The following is a 17,555-nucleotide window of genomic DNA, read 5'->3' on the forward strand; positions in this document are numbered from 1 at the left end:
CGCGCCAGGAGTGACGGCAGCCTTCGGCGCCCGGTCGAGCGGCAAGCGACGATGCGGGCGTGAGGCCCTGATCGGCCCGGCGCGGCATGGGGACCAGGGACCTGGCCGCGCTCACTCATCCGCCAGGGCAAACAGCAGCAGCAGCGTCCGTTGCAGCATGTTCTCGTTGTCGTCCGAGAGCAGCGCCACCAGGGTGCGGCCGCCATGCCGGGCGACGCCCACCGCCTCGTAATTCTCGGGCGGCACCGGGCGGGAGAGGCGAAGGATCACCTCGCCCTCCAGCACCGCACCGGGCGCCGCGGCCCGCAATTGCGGCGCGGTGAGCCGCAGCAGCCGGCCGCCGAAGCCGGCGAAGACGGAAAAGCTGCGCTCCAGCACCAGCGCCCCGCCATCCGGCAGCGGCGCCGCATCGGCCGGCAGGAAGCCCTCGCCCGGGCGGTAGAACAGCGAAACCCAGGCACCGGGGCCGCCGAGCCAGGCGCGCCGCAGGTCCGGCGCGCCCTCCGGCGCCAGGGATTCGGCGATGGCCAGCCAGCGGCCATCGGCCAGCACCGCGAGGGATTCCAGCCCGCCATTGCCGGGCGCGCGTTCCAGCCCCGGCGGCGTCTCGACATAGCCGCCCGGCCCATCCAGGCGGGGATAGGCGCGGATGCGGTGCCAGCGTTCGAAGCCCACCAGCCAGGTGCCATCCGGCAATCGGGCCAGGGCTTCCGAATCCCCGCTCCAGCCGCGCGAGAGCGGCAGCCCGGCGCCGTCCCGCAGGGCGCCGGTGCGGAGCCCGGTCAGCCCCACCGGCACGCCTGCCCGCAGCACCAGCCGCGCCTGCATCCACTTCGCCAGGTCGCTGATGGCAGTGAGCTGCAGGTCGTCCGAGAGATGCAGGCCGGACAGGCCGCCGAAGCCGAGCACCGATTCATCCAGCACCAGCCCGCCCAGCGCCTCCAGCCGGCTGCCCGGGGGCAGGGGGTGCAGGGCCAGGGGGCGGGCGAGGGGAGCGCCCTCGCGCGCCTGCGGCGAGGCGCAGGCGGTGGAGGCGAGCAGCCCGGGCAGGCCGAGCAGCAGGGACCGGCGGCCCAGGCCGAGGGCCGGCCCTCCCCGCCCGCGGGGGAGGGGGGAGGCGTCATTCGGGGAGGCGAAGGCGCCCGGCCATCCTCACGCCACCAGCGGCGCGCGTTCAGCCGCGGCGCGGTGCCACGCCTCGGCGGCGTCCTCGTCGAACAATTCCGCCAGCTTCTTCATCATGGTGCCGCCAAGCTCCTCGGCATCCACGATGGTGACGGCGCGGCGGTAGTAGCGGGTCACGTCATGGCCGATGCCGATGGCGATGAGCTCCACGTCGCCGCGGCCCTCGATATCGGCGATCACCTTGCGCAGGTGCCGTTCCAGGTAATTGCCGGGATTCACCGACAACGTGCTGTCATCCACCGGCGCGCCATCCGAGATCACCATCAGGATGCGGCGGTGCTCCGGCCGGCCGCGCAGCCGCTTATAGGCCCATTCCAGCGCCTCGCCGTCGATATTTTCCTTCAGCAGCCCCTCGCGCAGCATCAGGCCGAGATTCTTGCGGGCGCGGCGCCAGGGCGCGTCGGCGGATTTGTAGACCACGTGGCGCAGGTCGTTGAGCCGCCCGGGATTGCGCGGCTTGCCGTCCTGCACCCATTTCTCGCGGCTCTGCCCACCCTTCCAGGCACGGGTGGTGAAGCCCAGGATCTCGGTCTTGACGGCGCAGCGCTCCAGGGTGCGCGCCAGGATGTCGCTGCACATGGCGGCGACGGTGATCGGGCGGCCGCGCATGGAGCCGGAATTGTCGATCAGCAGCGACACCACCGTGTCGCGGAAATCCGCCTCCCGCTCCCGCTTGTAGGAGAGCGCCAGCATCGGGTTGGCGACGATGCGGGCGAGGCGGGAGGCATCCAGCATTCCCTCCTCCAGGTCGAATTCCCAGGCCCGCTGCTGCTGCGCCAGCAGGCGCCGCTGCAGGCGGTTGGCCAGCTTGGAAACCACGCCCTGGAGATGCGAAAGCTGCTGGTCGAGCTGCTGCCGCAGCCGCGTCAATTCCTCCGGGTCGCAGAGGTCGTCGGCTTCCACGATCTCGTCGAACTGGGTGGAGAAGGCGTGGTAGCGGCTGGCGTCGTCGGTGACGGGAACCTCGCGCCGCTGCTGCGGACCGCCGGGCTTGTCGTCGCCCTCGGCGGCGGCGCCTTCCTCCTCGCTGTCCTGCGCCTCCTCCTCGGCGGCCTCGCCCTGCATCGCCTCGGGCTGGGCGCCGAGCATGCTTTCCTGGTCCTGCGCCTGGGCCTCGCCCTCGCCGGACTGGTCCTGCTGGGAGGATTGCTCGCCGCTTTCCTCGCCATCCTCCTGGTCCTCGGCCTCGGATTCCACCTCGGCCTCGGCCAGGTCGAGCGCCGCCAGCAGCTTGCGGGAGGCGCGGGCGAAGGCGTCCTGGTCCTCGGTGGTGGTGGCCATCTCGGCCAGCGCCGCCTCCGCCTTCTCGCCGAGCGCATCGCGCCAGAGATCGAGCACGCGCTGGGCTGCCGGCGGCGCCGGTTCGCCGGAGATGCGCTCGCGCGCCAGCAGGGACAGCGCCGCGGGCAGCGGCAACTGGTCCTTGCGGGTCATGCGGTCGAAGCCCTCGGTCTCGCACATGTCGGAGAGCCGGGCGCGGAGATTGGCGGCGACGCCGGACATGTGGCGGCTGCCCACCGCCTCGACCCGCACATCCTCCAGCGCGTCGTAGACCTCCTTGGCCTCGCGCCGGGCGGGCAGGCGGGCGGCGTGCAGCGCCTCGGAATGGTGGCGGAGCCGCAGCGCGGCGGCATCGGCGGCGCCGCGCAGCTTCGCCATCTCGGCCGGCGGCAGGCTGCGGGTCGGCAGCGGCAGGCGCACGCGCTTGCCGCTGACCCCGCCGGGGCCGGGCTGGAAGGCCACCTGCACTTCCGAATTGACATGCGCGATGGCGCGCAGCGTGCCGGCAGTGGCGCGCTTGAACTCTTCCTGGCGCGTGAGGTCCTGCTTGGTCATGCCATCCGTTCCGTCAGGCTGCCGGCTCGCCCGGCGCCGCCCTGTCCTTGGCCTGCGCCCGGGCCAGTGCCGGCCGCCCCTCCAGCGCCCCGAGATAGGCCGCGAGGGCCGGTCCCGGCGTGAGTTTCCCCCAGCCCACCACCCATCGCACCATGCTTCCCACCATGAGATCGGCGGCCGAGAAGCGCGCGCCCAGCAGGAAGGGCCCGCCGGCGCCGAGCGCCGCCTCGACGCGCGCCACCGCGGTGGCGAAATCCGGCCAGCCGATCGCCGAGGGCGGCGGCGGCGCGGCGCGGGGGAAGACCTGGTCGGCGAATGCCGGCTCCAGCACCGCACCGGCATAGGCCATCCAGCCGGCATAGGCCGCCCGCTCCGGCGTGCCGACCGGCGGCGCGAGCCCCGCTTCGGGCAGGGTATCGGCGACATAGGCGCAGATGCCGGCGCTTTCGGTGATCGCCACGCCGCGCCATGCCCCGTCCGGGCCGCGATCCTCCAGCACCGGGACCTTGCCGAAGGGGTTCAGGGCAAGGAAGCCTGGCGCCTTCTGCGTGGCGCGCGAGAGGTCGTGCCGCAGCAGCGCGTAGTCCGCCCCCGCCTCCTCCAGCAGCCAGAGGATGCGGAAGGAGCGGGACTGCGGCGCGTGGTGCAGAAGGAAGCGCGGCTGCGCCATGGCCCCCGGCCTTCAGCCCGCCTTGCGCAGCAGCGTGCCGGTGGAGAGCTCCTCGTTGAAGCAGCGCTGGTAGTATTCCGCCACCGTGCTGCGCTCCGCCTCGTCGCATTTGTTGAGGAAGGTGAGGCGGAAGGCGAAGCCGATATCGCCGAAGATCTTGGCGTTCTCGGCCCAGGTGATGACGGTGCGCGGCGACATGACGGTGCTGATGTCGCCGGCGATGAAGCCGGCGCGGGTCAGGTCGGCCAGCGCCACCATCGCCTCCACCTGCTTCTTCATCTTCGCATCGCCCTCGGCCTGCAGCTTCGCCAGCACGATCTCGGTCTCCTGCCCATGCGGCAGGTAGTTCAGCGTGGCGACGATGTTCCAGCGGTCCATCTGGCCCTGGTTGATCTGCTGCGTGCCGTGATAGAGGCCGGTCGTGTCGCCGAGCCCCACCGTATTCGCCGTGGAGAAGAGGCGGAACATCGGATGCGGCCGGATCACCCGGTTCTGGTCGAGCAGGGTCAGCTTGCCCTCGACCTCCAGCACGCGCTGGATCACGAACATCACGTCGGGGCGGCCGGCATCGTATTCGTCGAAGACCAGGGCGCAGGGATGCTGGAGCGCCCAGGGCAGGATGCCCTCGCGGAACTCCGTCACCTGCTTGCCGTCCTTCAGGACGATGGCGTCCTTGCCGATCAGGTCGATGCGGCTGATGTGGCTGTCCAGGTTGACGCGGATGCAGGGCCAGTTGAGGCGCGCCGCCACCTGCTCGATATGCGTGGACTTGCCGGTGCCGTGATAGCCCTGGATCATCACCCGCCGGTTGAAGGCGAAGCCGGCGATGATGGCCAGCGTCGTCTCCCGGTCGAACCGGTAGGCGGTGTCGATCTCCGGCACGTGCTCCGTGCGGGTGGAGAAGGCCGGCACGGCCAGGTCGATATCCAGGCCGAATGCCTCACGTGCATTGACCGTGATATCGGGGGTGTCGATCGCCGAGGTTGGACGAAGCTCGGCGAGTGTCGCGACCTTGTTCATCGGCATCCGCTCAGTTTCTCGTTGGTGATTCTAGGACAGGGCCGGGCGGGAGGCTACCCGGGGCGGGCGAATTCCGCAAAACGGCCCCGCTTTCTTGATATCCAGGGCGTTTCAGGGGCGCGCGCCTGCCTCCGCCGTGGCAAGGCCGACGCGGGCCGCACCAAGACGCTGGCGCAACAGGCTATAGGCGCGGTTCACATCCTTCAGCCGGTCTTCCGCGCCGCGGTCGCCGCCATTGGCGTCCGGGTGGAAGCGCTTGGCCAATTCCTTGTAGCGGGTCTTGAGCGCCGGCTGGTCCAGCGGCCATTCAAGGCCGAGAACGTCCAAGGCGGCCCGCAGTTCGGGCGGTGCCGCCGCGGGATCCGCGGCTTTCGCCCGGCGCTTCGCGTGCAGCGGCGTATCGCGCAGGATGCCCAGGGGGTCGCGCAGGAATCCCGGAGCGAAGCGTTGGTTGCCGCCGAGCCGGCCCAGCGGCCAAGTGGGCCGCTGCCAGGAGGTGTCGTTGCGGAGATTGGCCTCGATCTCGTTCGGCCCCATGCCTTTGTAGTAGTCCCAGGCTTGGTTGTATTCCCGCACATGCGGCAGGCAGAACCACAGGTAGTCATTCAGGTGGGAACGGGATCTCGGCGCCCGGAACTCGCCCGCGGCGCAGCAGCCCGGCGCATCGCAGGCACGCGGGGGGAGCATCGGGTTCCACTTGCGGGGCATGGGCGCGGGCGCCTCGGCGGGACATGCCGGAGTTATGGGCGTGGCGCCGCGGCCGCGCAAGACGGGCCGGGGCGGTGCCGGCAGCCGGGCCGGCGATGCTGCCATGCCTTGGCATCCCGGCTGAAACCGTTGAAAATCCAGCCCATGCAGAACCGAGCCGAACGCATCCGCCAGGCGCTGGAAGGCGCCTTCCCGCCAGCAGAAGTCCAGGTCACGGACGACAGCCACCGGCATGAGGGCCATGCCGGGGCGCGGCCGGAGGGGGAGACGCACTACTCCGTGCTGGTCGTCTCGCCGGGCTTCGCGGGCATGAACCGGGTGGCGCGGTCCCGCGCGGCGCATGCGGTGCTGGAGGCGGGATTCGGCACCGGGCTGCATGCGCTGTCGCTCCGGTTGCTGACGCCCGAGGAGGCGGGGCGGGGCTGACAGGCGGCGGCCCGGCCTTCCCCGGGCGGAACAGTGTTGTGATCGGGGCGATGCACCGGATGGTTCCGGCGCCGGCGGGCCTGTGCTCAAACCGCTCGGCACGCCGGGGACAGAACGAGGCCGCCATGATCCGCAAGAGGAACCTGCCCTCCCTGTTCCTGGCCACGGTCCTTGCCCCGCCGCTGGTCGCGGGCAACCGGGCCGGGGCCCAATCGGCGGCGCCGCGCCGGAGCGATCAGCAGATCCTGGTCGATAAGGGGGTGGGGGTCCTCGCGACGATGCAGGGCGATTCCGCCTTCGCCTCGCGGGACCTGCTGCGCCGCGCCAGGGCCGTGATGATCGTGCCCGAGCTCACCAAGGGCGGGTTCATCCTGGGCGGTCAGGGCGGCGCGGCCCTGCTGCTCGGGCGCCTGCCCGGGGGCGGCTGGAGCTTCCCGGCCTTCTACTCGATCGGCGGCGGGACGCTCGGGTTGCAGATCGGCGTGCAGCAGTCGCAGATGGTCTTCTTCATCATCAGCGAGCGCGGGCTCCAGGCCTGGATGCGCGACCAGGTCACATTCGGCGGCCAGGACGGCATCGCGGTCTTCATCGAGGGCCAGGGAACCAGCCAGAACGCCATGGCGCAGAACCGCGCCGATGCCGTGGTCTGGGCGCGTGCCGTCGGCGCCTATGCCGGGATCACCGTGGAGGGAACCTCGGTCTCGTTCAATCGCGACGACACGGCGCGATACTACGGCCGGGCATTGACGGCGGAGGAGATCCTCCAGCGCGGCCTCGGCCAGGATCCCGGCGCGAACCAGTTGCGGAACGCACTGATGGCCGAGGGGCGTGGTTGATCCCGAGGGCCAGAATGCCGGCCGCTCCGCCCAGGCCGAGCCGCATGGCCGGGAATGCCGCCTATGCCGGGCCCGGGGACGGCGGCTCCCGCCCGGCCCCGGCCGGGCGGCGCAGGGCCAGCGACACGGCCGCAAGCCCCAGGGCCGCGGCGCCGTAGAGCAGCCAGGGCGGCAGCACCGGCAGCAGCACCCCTGCCGCCAGCGGCCCCAGCCCAGCGCCGAGGTCCCGCCAGGTGGCGAGTCGTGCCAGCGCGGCGACCCGCTGCGGCCCCGGCGCAGCGGCCGCGGCCACCGGTGCCGGCAGCGGCTGCAGCAGGCCGCGCAGCAGCACGACCGAGAGCGCCCCGAGCCACAGCGCCCCGCCGCCGATCAGGGCCAGCCCCGCGGCGGAGCCGAGGGAGAGCAGGACCAGCGTGCGGGAGGCGCCGAAGCGTTCCCCCAGCGCCCCGCCGGCCGGGCCCAGCACGATCTCCGCGGCGTAGCGGAGCGCCAGGGCGGCCCCGGCCGCCAGCGCGGCGCCCTCCGGCAGGGCCGCCGCCGCCAGGACCGAAAGGCCGAGGACGAAGAGCCCATCCAGCGCCAGCCCCTGGACGAAGGACCAGAGATCGAGGCGCGCCGGCAGCCCGAAGCGCGGGCCACCCCGCACCTTCTCCCCATGGCCGCCGGGCAGGCGCCACGCGAAGGGCAAGGCGAGCAGCGCGACCGCGGCCAGGGCCAGGAAGACGGCCTGCGGCCCCGCCGCCTCGGCCAGCAGGGCGCCGCCGATCAGGCCCAGCATGGGCCCGGCCGCGATGATGGCGCGGCTGCGGCCGCTCCGCCGCGCCGCGCCCGCCGCCTCCGCGGTCGCCAGGGCCTGGGTCGCGATGTTCATCGCCGCGAAGGAAAGGCCCCAGACCAGGCGGGCCGCCAGGAGCCACCAGACCCCGGGCAGCAGGGCATAGCCGAGCGAGGAGGCGGCCGAGCCCAGCACGGCGGCGCAGCAGGCGATGCGGGGGCCGTGGCGCTCATAGCTGCGGGCCACCCAGCCATAGCCGAGGATGCGCACCAGCCGGTTGGCGGCCAGCAGCAGCCCCGCCTCCGCCAGGTTCACGCCGAAGGCGGCGGTATGCAGCGGCAGGAGCAGGTAGAGCACCGTGTCGGTGGGCAAGGTCAGGCCGAGCATGACCGAGGCGTCACGCGAGACCCGGTCGGCCTGCGGCAGATCGGGGGCAGCCGCATCGCGGGAGAGGCCGGGCAGGACCTGCGCTTGGGACTCGGAGGGCATCGGCGGGACGGTGCCGCAAGCCGCGAAGTGTGACAAACGGATGACCAGGGGGCGTTGTCGCCGTAAACGGCTTCGCACCGGCCGAGGCCACACCCAGTAAGGACCACACCCGATGTTTCGCTGGTTCCGCCGCCTGATGCCACGCGAGGAGCATTTCTTCGACATGTATGCCCGCCACGCCGACACCATCGTCCGCGGGGCGGAGGAACTGCGCGGCATGTTGCAGGGCGGCGAGGCGGTGCGGCGCCACTACCCGGCGGTGCTGGCCGCGGAGGACGATGCCGACGCCATCACGCGGGAGGTGGTCCAGGCGGTCCGGCGGACCTTCGTCACCCCCTTCGACCGCGGCGACATCCAGACCCTGATCGGGCGGATGGACGACGCGATCGACCAGATGAAGAAGGCGGCGAAGGCCATCGTCCTGTTCGAGATGACGGAATTCGACCCGGAGCTGCAGCGCATGGGCGACGCCATCCTGCGCTGCGCCGGCCTGCTGCGGGAGGCCGTGCCGCTGCTGGTCCGCATCAGCCCCAATGCCGCCCGGATCAACGAGATCTGCGAGCAGATCCGGCAGATCGAGGGCGAGGCGGATGATGTGCACGATGTCGGCGTGACGGAGCTGTTCCGCCGCTGCCGGCCCGACGACGCCCTGCGCTTCATCGCCGCCCGGGAGGTCTTCGACCAGCTCGAAAAGATCGTGGACCGCTTCGACGATGCGGCGAACGAGATCGAGGGCATCGTGATCGAGCACGTCTGAGGCAGGCCGCCAGCATGGACGCCACCCTCGCGCTGCCGCTGCTCTACGGCCTGATCGCCGTCGCGCTGCTCTTCGACTTCCTCAATGGGCTGCATGATGCGGCCAATTCCATCGCCACCATCGTCTCCACCCGCGTCCTCAGGCCGCAATACGCCGTGGCCTGGGCCGCCTTCTTCAATTTCATCGCCTTCCTGTTCTTCGGGCTGCATGTGGCTCAGACCATCGGCACCGGAATCGTGGATGCCGCGGTGATCGACCCGCGGGTGATCTTCGGCGCGCTCACCGGCGCCATCGTCTGGAACCTGGTCACCTGGGGCCTGGGCATCCCCTCCTCCAGCTCGCATGCGCTGGTGGGCGGCATCCTCGGGGCGGGCACCGCCAAGGCGGGGTTTGGCGTCATCGTCTGGTCCGGGCTCGGCAAGACCCTGGCCGCCATCGTGCTCTCCCCGGCGCTCGGGATGGTACTGGCGCTGGTCCTGGTGCTGATCGTCTCCTGGGTTTTCGCGCGCACGACGCCCTTCACGGTGGACAGCACCTTCCGCTGGCTGCAATTCGTCTCGGCCTCGCTCTACTCGCTCGGCCATGGCGGCAATGACGCGCAGAAGACCATGGGCATCATCGCCGTCCTGCTCTACTCGCAGGGCCTGTTGCAGGGCGGGTTCCACGTGCCGCTCTGGGTGGTGCTGTCCTGCCAGGCCGCGATGGCGCTCGGCACGCTCTTCGGCGGCTGGCGGATCGTCCATACCATGGGCTCGAAGATCACGCGCCTCACGCCGGTGCAGGGCTTCTGCGCCGAGACGGGCGGCGCCATCACCCTGTTCCTGGCGACGGGGCTGGGCGTGCCGGTCTCGACCACCCACACCATCACCGGCGCGATCATCGGCGTCGGCGCCGCACGCCGCACCTCGGCCGTGCGCTGGGGGGTCGCGGGCAATATCGTCATCGCCTGGGTCGTCACCCTGCCGGCGGCCGCCCTCATCGCGGCCCTCGCCTATGCCGCCGCCGGGCTGTTCGGCTGGGCTGCGTGACCGAGCCGGGCATCCGGCCGCTTCCCCTCCGGCCATCCCAGGGCGGGAGCGGGGATGCGCATCGGCGTTCCGCCCGGCAGCCAGCCGACCAAGCAAACCCGCCAGGGACGGCGCCCGGTGGAGGCGAATGCGCGCTGTCGGAATCGGTTGGCACCATGCAATGCTGCCACGTGTTCCTGCCCGCCGCGCAGCGCGAGGCCGGGCGGCGGGCCGTCATCCGGGCGATCACCAGCCAGTAACCGGGGAGGAGCGCATGCTGGACCTGCCGAAGCCGAGGACCTGGATCATCTCGCCGCCGAAGACCTTCGCCGATATCGAGGAGATGGCGAAGGCGGAAGCGGCCGCGAACGGGTGGGCCGTCAAGATCGAGCGCGTCGCGGTGGAGGGGCAGGAGGCCGCCCTCGTCGCCTTCAGCGTCGTCGCGTCCGAAGGCGCGGCGGCCATGATCGCCGGGGCGGGCGGAATGGCCATGGCGGAGGCGGCCGGGATTCCGGTCGCCGCGATGGTGGCCAGGGCGGCGGTCCTGACGCATCCCATAGCGGCCGCGGCCGATGATGGCAGCCTGGCGCATCTCTCGACGCTCGCCGGTCCGGTGCCCATCAGCGAGCTCGACGAGGTCAGGCTGAAGGAGCTCCAGAGGGCGCTCGGCCGGCTCGGCTATCCGGTCGGCACGATCGACGGCCTGTACGGCCCGAAGACGCGGAGCGCATGGGCGGAGTTCAAGACCGATGTCTATCCCGGCAATCCGTCCCTGATCGGCCCGGATTCGGTCCTCGTCCTGAAGGAGAAGCTGCAGGACCTGGCTGGCGCCAGCGCCGGCATCAGCGCCGGCGTGTCCGATGTCTGGAGCAAGGAGGCCACGATCATGGCCATCAGGAAGGCATGCCTGGCCCAGGGCATCGGCCTTCCGTCCCAGGTCGCCTATGTCCTGGCCACCACGCAATGGGAAACCGCCCAGACCTTCAGGCCGGTCAAGGAGGCATTCTGGAAGGACGAGGTCTGGAGGAAGAAGAACTTCAGGTACTTTCCCTATTATGGTCGGGGCTACGTGCAGTTGACTTGGAAGAACAACTACGAAGCCTATTCCCACCTGCTCAACATCGACCTTGTCAACAATCCCGACCTGGCCCTTGAACCCAAGGTCGCGCTCTTCGTGCTGGTGCATGGCTTCAAGACCGGCACCTTCACCGGCCGGAAAATCACGGACTACATAAACGAGAACAGGACCGACCTCGACGGGGCGCGGCGATGCATCAACGGGACCGACCGGGCGCGTGAGATCGCCGATCTCGCCCAGAAATTCCTGGCTTCGGCCTGAGCGGTGGCGGCAGCCGGCCGCCCCGGGGATCGTCACCGGATTCGCGGCTGACCAGGCGAGGCGGGGGTGGCGGGGAACAGACGCGATCCCGGCGGCGTTCCCTCGGTGGCCCCACCCCGCCCTGCGGACAAAGGGCGCGGGGCCGTTGCAACGGCGAGAGGGAGAGGCCGCATGTCGAGGAAGAACCACGCCGCGGGCGCCGGTGGCGGCAAGGAGAAGGGCCGCTCGGCCGGCGACCAGCAGACCGGCGGCGTCACGGGCGGCAAGCTGGGCGGCGCCGGATCGCTCCGCTACCACACCGATGCCGGGAGCCGCGCGGAGGAGGCCGGCCGCTCGGGCGGACAGGACCGGCGCGGCACGATGCGGGAGAGCCATCCGCCTGCCGATACCGAGCAGGAAAAGCTCAGGAAGGCGAGGATCAAGAAAGGATAGGGCGGCGGCAGGTCGCCCGCCGGCCCTCGCATCGCGACATGCGGTGACCTTCCGCGATGCGCTGCCGGCTCACTCGGGAAGGCCCGCCACGCGTGCAGCCGCGGCGGTGAAGGCCGCGGCGTCCTCCGGCAGCATCAGCCGGTCGCGCATGAGCGCCTCCGCCGCCCTGCGCACCGCCTCCCCGTAGCGGTCGCGGCTGCCGTAGCGCTCCGCCAGGGAGGGACGCGGGTCACCCGCCCCCTCGCGCGCGGTGCGGTCGGCGGCGAATGCGGCGAAGCTGCCCTCGCGGTCGCAGAATTCGCCGCGCAGTCCTTCGGCCGCATACATGTTCCAGCCCGTATAGGTCCCGAGCGGCACGGCGATATCGGGTAGCCGCACCCCGGCGTGCTCGTTGCCATCGGCATCCACCGCCGGCACCAGGGGATGCCAGGCGCCCTCGGGCCCGCGCGTGCCGGCAACCCAGTCCGTGACCGGCGCGATGGGATTGGCGAAGCCCGGGCGCAGCAGGCCGGGGATGGCGGGGAAGGCCTCCAGCGCCGCCTCCGCCGGCAGCAGCGTGCCATCGGCGATGCGGGGCACGCGGCTGGCGGGCGGCGCCTCGCCGCGCGTCGCCCAGGCATCGAGCGCGACCAGCAGCGCCCGCAGCAGCGGGCCGGAGGAATGCGGATTGTTGGGGTTGGCGCAGATGCCCGGCGCCGTGGTCGCGCCCATGCGCCCGGCATGCTTGGTCCCGGTCACCAGGTAGTGGCGGACGCCCGCCGGCTCGGGCAGGTCGCGCGTGCCGGCCGGGTCGGTATGGATCAGGCTGGCGCCCTTCTGCCAGTATTCGGTGGAGGTATTGACCTCCATCACCAGCGGATCGGTGGCGGGGGCGCGCAGCAGCGCCGCGCTGCGGCCGGAGATCGGGTCGGTCGTTGCCGCATGCGCCAGCGGGAACCAATTCTCCGGGAAGGCGTGGTCCTCGTGCCAGGTCGAGGTGCGGCCGGGCTGCGCGAAGCGCTCATTGGCGAAGACGCGGCCGGCGCCGCCGATATGCGCCAGCACGCCGTCGAAGACCCGCCTGTCCTGCTCGTCGGCATTCATGCCGAGGTCGAGGTGGTGGCGCAGGTAGCGCCCCGATTGGGAGATGCCGATGGCGAGCACGGCCTGCACGCGCAGGCCATCCAGCGGGCTCCGGCGGCCGGCCCCGTCCGCGCTCTCGCGGCGCAGGAAGGCGGTGATGTCGCGCGTCGCCGCATAGCCCAGGCCGAAGACTGCAGGATCGCGCGCGGGATAGCGGAACTCGTAGATGCTGCCCGGCTCGAAACGCGTCCCTTCCGGCAGGAGCCGGATGGCGCGCGGGCCGGCATAGGCCCAGGCGTCGCGCGGCACCTCCCGCGGCGGCTCGGCGCGGGTGCGGCGCAGCGTCAGGGTAGCCCGCGCCGGGTCCGGATCCGCGACCGCGAAGGAGAGCGGTGCCTGCGGCCGGTCGGCGGGGTTCACGCGCGTGCCGAAGACGATTCGTCGCGGACCGTGCCGGTCACGCCCTGCAGCACCGGCGCCTCGAGCAGCAGGTTGTTGCCGGCGCGGGGCGCGGCCGGGTCCCAGCCGTTCCAGAGCAGGACATGCCCCTGCGCCAACGGCAGGGCGCTGCCCACCGCCCGCGCCTCCCGCAGGTCGTTCAGCACCGCCTGGGGCACGCCAGCCGCATCATAGAGGTAGCTGAACAGCAGCTTGCGGCCGCGGTTGGTCACCTCATGCAGCATCCGGCCGCTGGCCCGCGCCGGGTCCGCCGGGCGGAGCAGGGTGAATTCGGTCGAGTACTCCACCAGGCCGCGCGCATTGCGCGGCGCGCGGTCGAGGTCCAGGATCCCGGCATTGTGCGGATCGGCGGGATCGAGCTCGCCGCGCGCCCTGCCGGTGACGCGCAGATAGGGGCCGGCGCCGAAATCCTGGCCTTCGGCAAAGGGCCCACTGCTCTCGACCTCGACCAAGACGATGCGCGCATCGGCAGGCACCGCCGCCGCGACGGCAAAGGCGGCCACGGCCGCGAGGATCAGCCTGGGCATCGTCTTCCTCCAGCGCGGGTCCCTGCCCGCTTATGTCACCGAGATTACCGGCGGGGCGGTGCGGGTGGAAGCCGCGATACCCGCTTCACCTGCCGGCGGTCATGGTGGCGCCACCCCGGCGATGCGGGCCTGCAAGGCAAGCAGCGCCAGCGCGGCGTCGATCGCCGGTGTCTCCAGCCCGGCGATCTCCCGCATTGCGGCGATGGAATCGCGCAGCACGCCGTATTCCAGGATGCGGCCGCGCTCCAGGTCCTGCAGCATGGACATGCGGTGGCCCGCGGCGGCCAGGGTCCAGGCGATGCGGCGCTCCGCGGGCGCGGACAGGGTGGCGCCCAATGCGCGCGCGACCGCCTCGGCCTCGCCCATCATGGCCCGGGCCAGCGCGACCACGTCGGGCGCCGTGCCGATCTCGCCCAGCGTCGCCCGCGTCAGGGTGGCGATCGGGTTCCAGACCAGGCTGTTGATCATCTTGGTCCAGATCTCGCCGCGGATATCGTCGCGGATCGGCGCGCGGAGTCCCGCTTCGGTCATCACCCGGTGCAGCCGCAGCAGGCGGTCGGAGCGCGTGCCGTCCGGCTCGCCGATCGGGAAGCCCGCGCCGGTGCCCTCCTGCCGCACCGTGCCCGGCCCGAGCGTATCGAGGCCGACCCAGAAGGCGCAGCCGATGGCGCGCTCCGGCGTCAGCACCGCCCATTGCCGGCCGCCGGGGTCCAGGCGTTCCAGCCGGCGGCCCTCATGCGGCCCGGCCAGGCGATGGAAATACCAATAGGGAATGCCGGTCGTCGGTGGGACCACGGCGGTTTCCGGGCCAAGCAGCGGGGCGATGCCGGCCAGCGCGCCGGAGAGCTGATGCGCCTTCAGGGTGATGAAGACCACATCCTGCGGCGGCAGCGTGGCTGGCGCATCGGTTGCCTGCACCGTGATTTCCGTGCTGCCGCCGGCGGTCTCCAGCCGCAGGCCGCGCTCCCGCAGCGCGGCCAGGGTGGCGCCGCGGGCCACCATGGTCAGGGAGATGTCCGGGACACGGGCGAGATGCGCGCCGAGATAGCAGCCGATGGCGCCGGCGCCGTAGATGCAGATCCGCATGCGATGCCTCATCCCGCCATTCCGCCTGGGCCGGCCAGGGCCATTGTTGACGCCTGGCCCGGGCGAATCCTACCGTCGGGCGGCACCAGCAGGGAAGAACGCCATGTCCAGCACTGCCCGGCCGCGCTTCGCCTACCAGATCGGCGCCGTGGGCGAGCCTGGGCTGACGGACCGGCAGCTCTACCGGGAGGCGATCCTGGATGCCGAGCTGCTCCTCACGCTGCGCTACGACGCGGCCTGGATGGTGGAACACCATTTCAGCGACTACTACCCGCAGCCCAACCCGCTGCTCTTCCTTTCCCATGTCGCCGCGGCCTGCCCCGGCCTCGGCCTCGGCACCGCGGTGATGGTGCTGCCCTGGTATGATCCGGTGCGCTTCGCCGAGGACCTGGCGATGCTGCAGACCCTGACCGATGGCGAGCTGCATATCGGCATGGGCCGCGGCACCGCGAAATCCGAATACGATGCCTTCGGCATTCCGATGGAGACCGCCCGCGAGCGCTTCCGCGAGTGCTGGGAATTCACCCGGCGCGCCATGCAGGGCGGGGCCTTCACCTTCGAGGGCCGCTACGCGCGCTTCACCGAACCGACCACGCTGCGCCCCGCCTTCGGCGACCGGCGCCCGAATTTCTACGGCGCCATCGGCAGTATCGAGAGCGCGGCCATCATGGCGGATCTCGGCCTGCCGCCGCTCTGCCTTTCGAGCTTCCCGGACCATCTGCTGCGCAAGATCCTGGAGACCTGGAAGGCGCGCAGGCGCGAGGTCGGCGGCGAGACCGAGGTCACAACGCCCCTGTCCCTCAAATGCTTCGTGGCCCGCACGGATGAGGAGGCGCGCGAGCAGGCGCTGGCCTACCTGCCGAAATTCTTCGAGCTCCAGGTGCGGCATTACCGGTCCGACGACGCCCCCTGGGGCAACATCGCGGGCTACCAGCAGTTCAACAAGATGTTCGGCAATCTGCGGAGGCTCTGCGATCCCGCGAATCTCGGCACCTATATCGAGCAGAACCTGGTGGGCTCGCCCGCCACGGTGGCGCGGCGATTGCAGCAATTGCGTGAGCTTGGCTTCAACTACTTCCTCGTCTCCAACGCGACCTATGGCGTGCCGCGCGCGGCGCGGCACGAGGCCATCCGCCTCTTCGCCGAGGAGGTGGTGCCGCAGGTCCTGGAGAAGCTGCCCGCGGCGGCGGAGTAGCCGGCCGCAGCAAGGCACCGAACAACCACCGGAGGGAACCGGCCATGCGCTTCCAGGACAAGGTCGCCGTGATCACCGCGGCGGCGAGCGGCATCGGCCGCGCCACCGCCGATATCATCGGGCGGGAGGGCGGCACCGTCATCGCCGTGGACAGCAACGGCGAACGCCTGGATGCGGCGGTGAATGCCATCCTCCAGGCCGGCGGCCAGGCGCATCCCTGCCACGCCGATGCGCTGGACGAAGGCCAGGTGAACGGCCTGGTTGCCGATGTGGTGAAACGCTTCGGCCGCATCGACGTGCTGGTGAACGCCGTGGGCGGCAGCACCATCATCGCCGATCCGGGTGCGACGACGGAGGCGCTGACGCTCGCCGAATGGCAGGCCCTGCTGCATTTCAACCTGACGGGGACCTTCCTCTTCACCCATGCCGTCATCCCCGCCATGAAGCGGCAGAAGCAGGGCAAGATCGTCAACCTGGCCTCCATCGCCGGCCGTGGCCTGAGCGAAGCCAGTTCCTCCGCCTATGCCACGGCGAAGGGCGGCATCATCGCCTTCACGAAGAAGCTTTCGATCGAGCTGGGGCCGCATGGGATCAACGTGAATGCCGTCGCGCCCGCCACCACCCTGACCGAGCGCATCCGCCCGCGCTGGGAGCAGCGGCCGCCCGAGGCGCGGGCGCGCGACCTGGAGGCCACGCCGCTGCGGCGGATGGGGGAGGCGGTGGACCAGGCGAAGGTGATCTGCTTCCTCGCCTCCTCGGATGCGGATTTCGTCACCGGCCTCACCATCGACGTCACGGGAGGACTCTAGCCATGGCCGGGAAGACTGGTTTCATCGGCCTGGGGAACATGGGCGGGCCAATGGCGCGCAACCTGCTGCGCGCGGGCTTCCCCCTCGTCGTGCACGACCTCGATGCGCGCAAGGTGCAGTCCCTGTCCGAGGCCGGCGCCGAGGTCGCCGCCACGCCCCAGGCCCTGGCGCGCGAGACCACCCGCTCCATCTGCATGGTCGAGACGACAGCCCAGGCGGAGGAGGTGATCGCCGGCGCCGCGGGCCTCGTGCAGGACGCGGCACCAGGCCATGCGGTGATCTGCATGAGCACCATCGACCCCTTCGCCTTGCGGCGGATGGGCGAGGCGCTGGCGGCCCGGGGGATCGCCCTGCTCGACGCGCCGGTCAGCGGCGGGACCACGGGTGCCGAGGCGGCCACGCTCTCGGTCATCGTCGGCGGGGCGGCGGCGGATTTCGCGGCCTGCGAGGACCTGTTCCGCGCCATGGGGCGGAACGTCTTCCATGTCGGCGGGCTCGGCAATGGGCTGGCGATGAAGCTGCTGAACAACATGCTGTTGCAGGTGAACACCGTCGCGGTGGCGGAGGCGATGGTGCTCGGCACCAAGGCCGGGCTCGACCCGCGGCAGATCCAGGAGGTCATCGGCGTCAGCACCGGGCGGAGCAATGCCTTCGAGCGGAGCGCGCCGCGCATGATCGGGCGCGACTTCTCGGCCTCCGGCACCACCGACATCTCCTTCAAGGACCAGGAGCTGGAGACGGGCTTCGCCAAGGCCCTCGGCGTGCCCATCCTGCTCGCCAACGTCACGCAGCAGGTCTATCAGATGGCGCGCGCCGCGGGCTACGGGAAGGAGGACGGTTCGGCCATCGTCAAGGTGCTGGAGAGGCTGGCGGGCGTGACCGTGGGCGGCGGCCGCTGAAGGCCGGCCCGGACTTCCCGCAACCACGCCAGGGACGG

General features: G+C 71.4%; 18 protein-coding genes. 9 read left to right on the plus strand and 9 right to left on the minus strand.

All coding sequences use genetic code 11. The annotated features are described in order from the left end of the window. Nucleotides 1-111: 111 nt before the first annotated feature. From KSF81_RS09115 to KSF81_RS09135, 5 genes are all read right to left on the minus strand, one after another. On the minus strand, nt 112-924 hold the full coding sequence (locus KSF81_RS09115) for an esterase-like activity of phytase family protein (RefSeq protein WP_217378703.1): 813 nt from the start codon (nt 922-924) through the stop codon (nt 112-114). 228 nt (nt 925-1,152) lie between these two features. Beyond that, nucleotides 1,153-3,021, minus strand: a complete 1,869-nt coding sequence (gene cobT / locus KSF81_RS09120; RefSeq protein ID WP_217378704.1) for a cobaltochelatase subunit CobT — start codon at nt 3,019-3,021, stop codon at nt 1,153-1,155. 13 nt (nt 3,022-3,034) lie between these two features. Further along, on the minus strand, nt 3,035-3,691 hold the full coding sequence (locus KSF81_RS09125; protein WP_217378705.1) for a glutathione S-transferase family protein: 657 nt from the start codon (nt 3,689-3,691) through the stop codon (nt 3,035-3,037). Between the two features lie 12 nt (nt 3,692-3,703). After that, entirely contained in the window at nt 3,704-4,711 is a 1,008-nt protein-coding gene (gene cobS, locus KSF81_RS09130) for a cobaltochelatase subunit CobS (RefSeq protein WP_217381631.1), read from the minus strand. 111 nt (nt 4,712-4,822) lie between these two features. After that, nucleotides 4,823-5,419, minus strand: a complete 597-nt coding sequence (locus KSF81_RS09135) for a J domain-containing protein (protein WP_217378706.1) — start codon at nt 5,417-5,419, stop codon at nt 4,823-4,825. Between the two features lie 144 nt (nt 5,420-5,563). Here KSF81_RS09135 and KSF81_RS09140 point away from each other — a divergent pair, with 144 nt between their 5' ends. Both KSF81_RS09140 and KSF81_RS09145 read left to right on the plus strand, forming a co-directional pair. Then, nucleotides 5,564-5,845, plus strand: a complete 282-nt coding sequence (locus tag KSF81_RS09140) for a BolA family transcriptional regulator (protein WP_217378707.1) — start codon at nt 5,564-5,566, stop codon at nt 5,843-5,845. Nucleotides 5,846-5,970: 125 nt separating this feature from the next. Continuing rightward, nucleotides 5,971-6,681, plus strand: coding sequence for a lipid-binding SYLF domain-containing protein (locus KSF81_RS09145; RefSeq protein ID WP_217378708.1), 711 nt, complete (start codon nt 5,971-5,973; stop codon nt 6,679-6,681). Nucleotides 6,682-6,742: 61 nt separating this feature from the next. Here KSF81_RS09145 and KSF81_RS09150 read toward each other — a convergent pair whose 3' ends face one another. Next, entirely contained in the window at nt 6,743-7,945 is a 1,203-nt protein-coding gene (locus KSF81_RS09150; protein WP_217378710.1) for an MFS transporter, read from the minus strand. Nucleotides 7,946-8,057: 112 nt separating this feature from the next. Here KSF81_RS09150 and KSF81_RS09155 point away from each other — a divergent pair, with 112 nt between their 5' ends. The 4 genes from KSF81_RS09155 (at nt 8,058) to KSF81_RS09170 (ending at nt 11,480) form a co-directional block, all read left to right on the plus strand. Next, nucleotides 8,058-8,702, plus strand: a complete 645-nt coding sequence (locus tag KSF81_RS09155; RefSeq protein ID WP_217378711.1) for a DUF47 domain-containing protein — start codon at nt 8,058-8,060, stop codon at nt 8,700-8,702. A 14-nt stretch (nt 8,703-8,716) separates the two neighbouring features. Then, nucleotides 8,717-9,730, plus strand: coding sequence for an inorganic phosphate transporter (locus KSF81_RS09160; protein ID WP_217378712.1), 1,014 nt, complete (start codon nt 8,717-8,719; stop codon nt 9,728-9,730). Between the two features lie 322 nt (nt 9,731-10,052). Then, nucleotides 10,053-11,048, plus strand: a complete 996-nt coding sequence (locus tag KSF81_RS09165) for a peptidoglycan-binding domain-containing protein (RefSeq protein WP_217378713.1) — start codon at nt 10,053-10,055, stop codon at nt 11,046-11,048. Between the two features lie 171 nt (nt 11,049-11,219). After that, a complete protein-coding gene (locus KSF81_RS09170) occupies nt 11,220-11,480 on the plus strand; it encodes a hypothetical protein (protein WP_217378715.1) in 261 nt (86 codons plus the stop codon). A 69-nt stretch (nt 11,481-11,549) separates the two neighbouring features. On the opposite strand, the gene KSF81_RS09175 is transcribed toward KSF81_RS09170, so the two are convergent. The 3 genes from KSF81_RS09175 to KSF81_RS09185 form a co-directional block, all read right to left on the minus strand. Then, entirely contained in the window at nt 11,550-12,962 is a 1,413-nt protein-coding gene (locus tag KSF81_RS09175; protein ID WP_217378716.1) for an alpha/beta hydrolase domain-containing protein, read from the minus strand. After that, nucleotides 12,959-13,528, minus strand: a complete 570-nt coding sequence (locus KSF81_RS09180) for a hypothetical protein (RefSeq protein ID WP_217378717.1) — start codon at nt 13,526-13,528, stop codon at nt 12,959-12,961. Before KSF81_RS09180 ends, KSF81_RS09175 begins: the two co-directional genes overlap by 4 nt. A gap of 99 nt (nt 13,529-13,627) precedes the next feature. Then, nucleotides 13,628-14,614 (minus strand): ketopantoate reductase family protein, encoded by a 987-nt coding sequence (locus KSF81_RS09185; RefSeq protein ID WP_217378718.1) that lies wholly within the window; start codon nt 14,612-14,614, stop codon nt 13,628-13,630. A 103-nt stretch (nt 14,615-14,717) separates the two neighbouring features. On the opposite strand from KSF81_RS09185, the gene KSF81_RS09190 reads away from it, so the two are divergent. The 3 genes from KSF81_RS09190 to KSF81_RS09200 are packed head-to-tail and all read left to right on the plus strand — an operon-like array spanning nt 14,718 to nt 17,517. Then, entirely contained in the window at nt 14,718-15,809 is a 1,092-nt protein-coding gene (locus KSF81_RS09190) for an LLM class flavin-dependent oxidoreductase (protein WP_217378719.1), read from the plus strand. A 44-nt stretch (nt 15,810-15,853) separates the two neighbouring features. Further along, nucleotides 15,854-16,618: an SDR family NAD(P)-dependent oxidoreductase gene (locus KSF81_RS09195; protein WP_217378720.1), complete on the plus strand. Its 765-nt coding sequence runs from the start codon at nt 15,854-15,856 to the stop codon at nt 16,616-16,618. 2 nt (nt 16,619-16,620) lie between these two features. Then, a complete protein-coding gene (locus KSF81_RS09200) occupies nt 16,621-17,517 on the plus strand; it encodes an NAD(P)-dependent oxidoreductase (protein ID WP_217378721.1) in 897 nt (298 codons plus the stop codon). Nucleotides 17,518-17,555: the final 38 nt, after the last annotated feature.

It is taken from the genome of Siccirubricoccus sp. G192, assembly GCF_019084075.1.
Taxonomy (GTDB): domain Bacteria; phylum Pseudomonadota; class Alphaproteobacteria; order Acetobacterales; family Acetobacteraceae; genus G192.

Excerpts from the sequence above, each read along its gene's own strand:
- cobT (WP_217378704.1), bottom strand. The coding sequence starts at position 3,021 with ATGACCAAGCAGGACCTCACGCGCCAGGAAGAGTTCAAGCGCGCCACT.
- KSF81_RS09125 (WP_217378705.1), bottom strand. The coding sequence starts at position 3,691 with ATGGCGCAGCCGCGCTTCCTTCTGCACCACGCGCCGCAGTCCCGCTCC.
- cobS (WP_217381631.1), bottom strand. The coding sequence starts at position 4,711 with ATGAACAAGGTCGCGACACTCGCCGAGCTTCGTCCAACCTCGGCGATC.
- KSF81_RS09135 (WP_217378706.1), bottom strand. The coding sequence starts at position 5,419 with ATGCCCCGCAAGTGGAACCCGATGCTCCCCCCGCGTGCCTGCGATGCG.
- KSF81_RS09140 (WP_217378707.1), top strand. The coding sequence starts at position 5,564 with ATGCAGAACCGAGCCGAACGCATCCGCCAGGCGCTGGAAGGCGCCTTC.
- KSF81_RS09145 (WP_217378708.1), top strand. The coding sequence starts at position 5,971 with ATGATCCGCAAGAGGAACCTGCCCTCCCTGTTCCTGGCCACGGTCCTT.
- KSF81_RS09150 (WP_217378710.1), bottom strand. The coding sequence starts at position 7,945 with ATGCCCTCCGAGTCCCAAGCGCAGGTCCTGCCCGGCCTCTCCCGCGAT.
- KSF81_RS09155 (WP_217378711.1), top strand. The coding sequence starts at position 8,058 with ATGTTTCGCTGGTTCCGCCGCCTGATGCCACGCGAGGAGCATTTCTTC.
- KSF81_RS09160 (WP_217378712.1), top strand. The coding sequence starts at position 8,717 with ATGGACGCCACCCTCGCGCTGCCGCTGCTCTACGGCCTGATCGCCGTC.
- KSF81_RS09165 (WP_217378713.1), top strand. The coding sequence starts at position 10,053 with ATGGCGAAGGCGGAAGCGGCCGCGAACGGGTGGGCCGTCAAGATCGAG.
- KSF81_RS09170 (WP_217378715.1), top strand. The coding sequence starts at position 11,220 with ATGTCGAGGAAGAACCACGCCGCGGGCGCCGGTGGCGGCAAGGAGAAG.
- KSF81_RS09180 (WP_217378717.1), bottom strand. The coding sequence starts at position 13,528 with ATGCCCAGGCTGATCCTCGCGGCCGTGGCCGCCTTTGCCGTCGCGGCG.
- KSF81_RS09185 (WP_217378718.1), bottom strand. The coding sequence starts at position 14,614 with ATGCGGATCTGCATCTACGGCGCCGGCGCCATCGGCTGCTATCTCGGC.
- KSF81_RS09190 (WP_217378719.1), top strand. The coding sequence starts at position 14,718 with ATGTCCAGCACTGCCCGGCCGCGCTTCGCCTACCAGATCGGCGCCGTG.
- KSF81_RS09195 (WP_217378720.1), top strand. The coding sequence starts at position 15,854 with ATGCGCTTCCAGGACAAGGTCGCCGTGATCACCGCGGCGGCGAGCGGC.
- KSF81_RS09200 (WP_217378721.1), top strand. The coding sequence starts at position 16,621 with ATGGCCGGGAAGACTGGTTTCATCGGCCTGGGGAACATGGGCGGGCCA.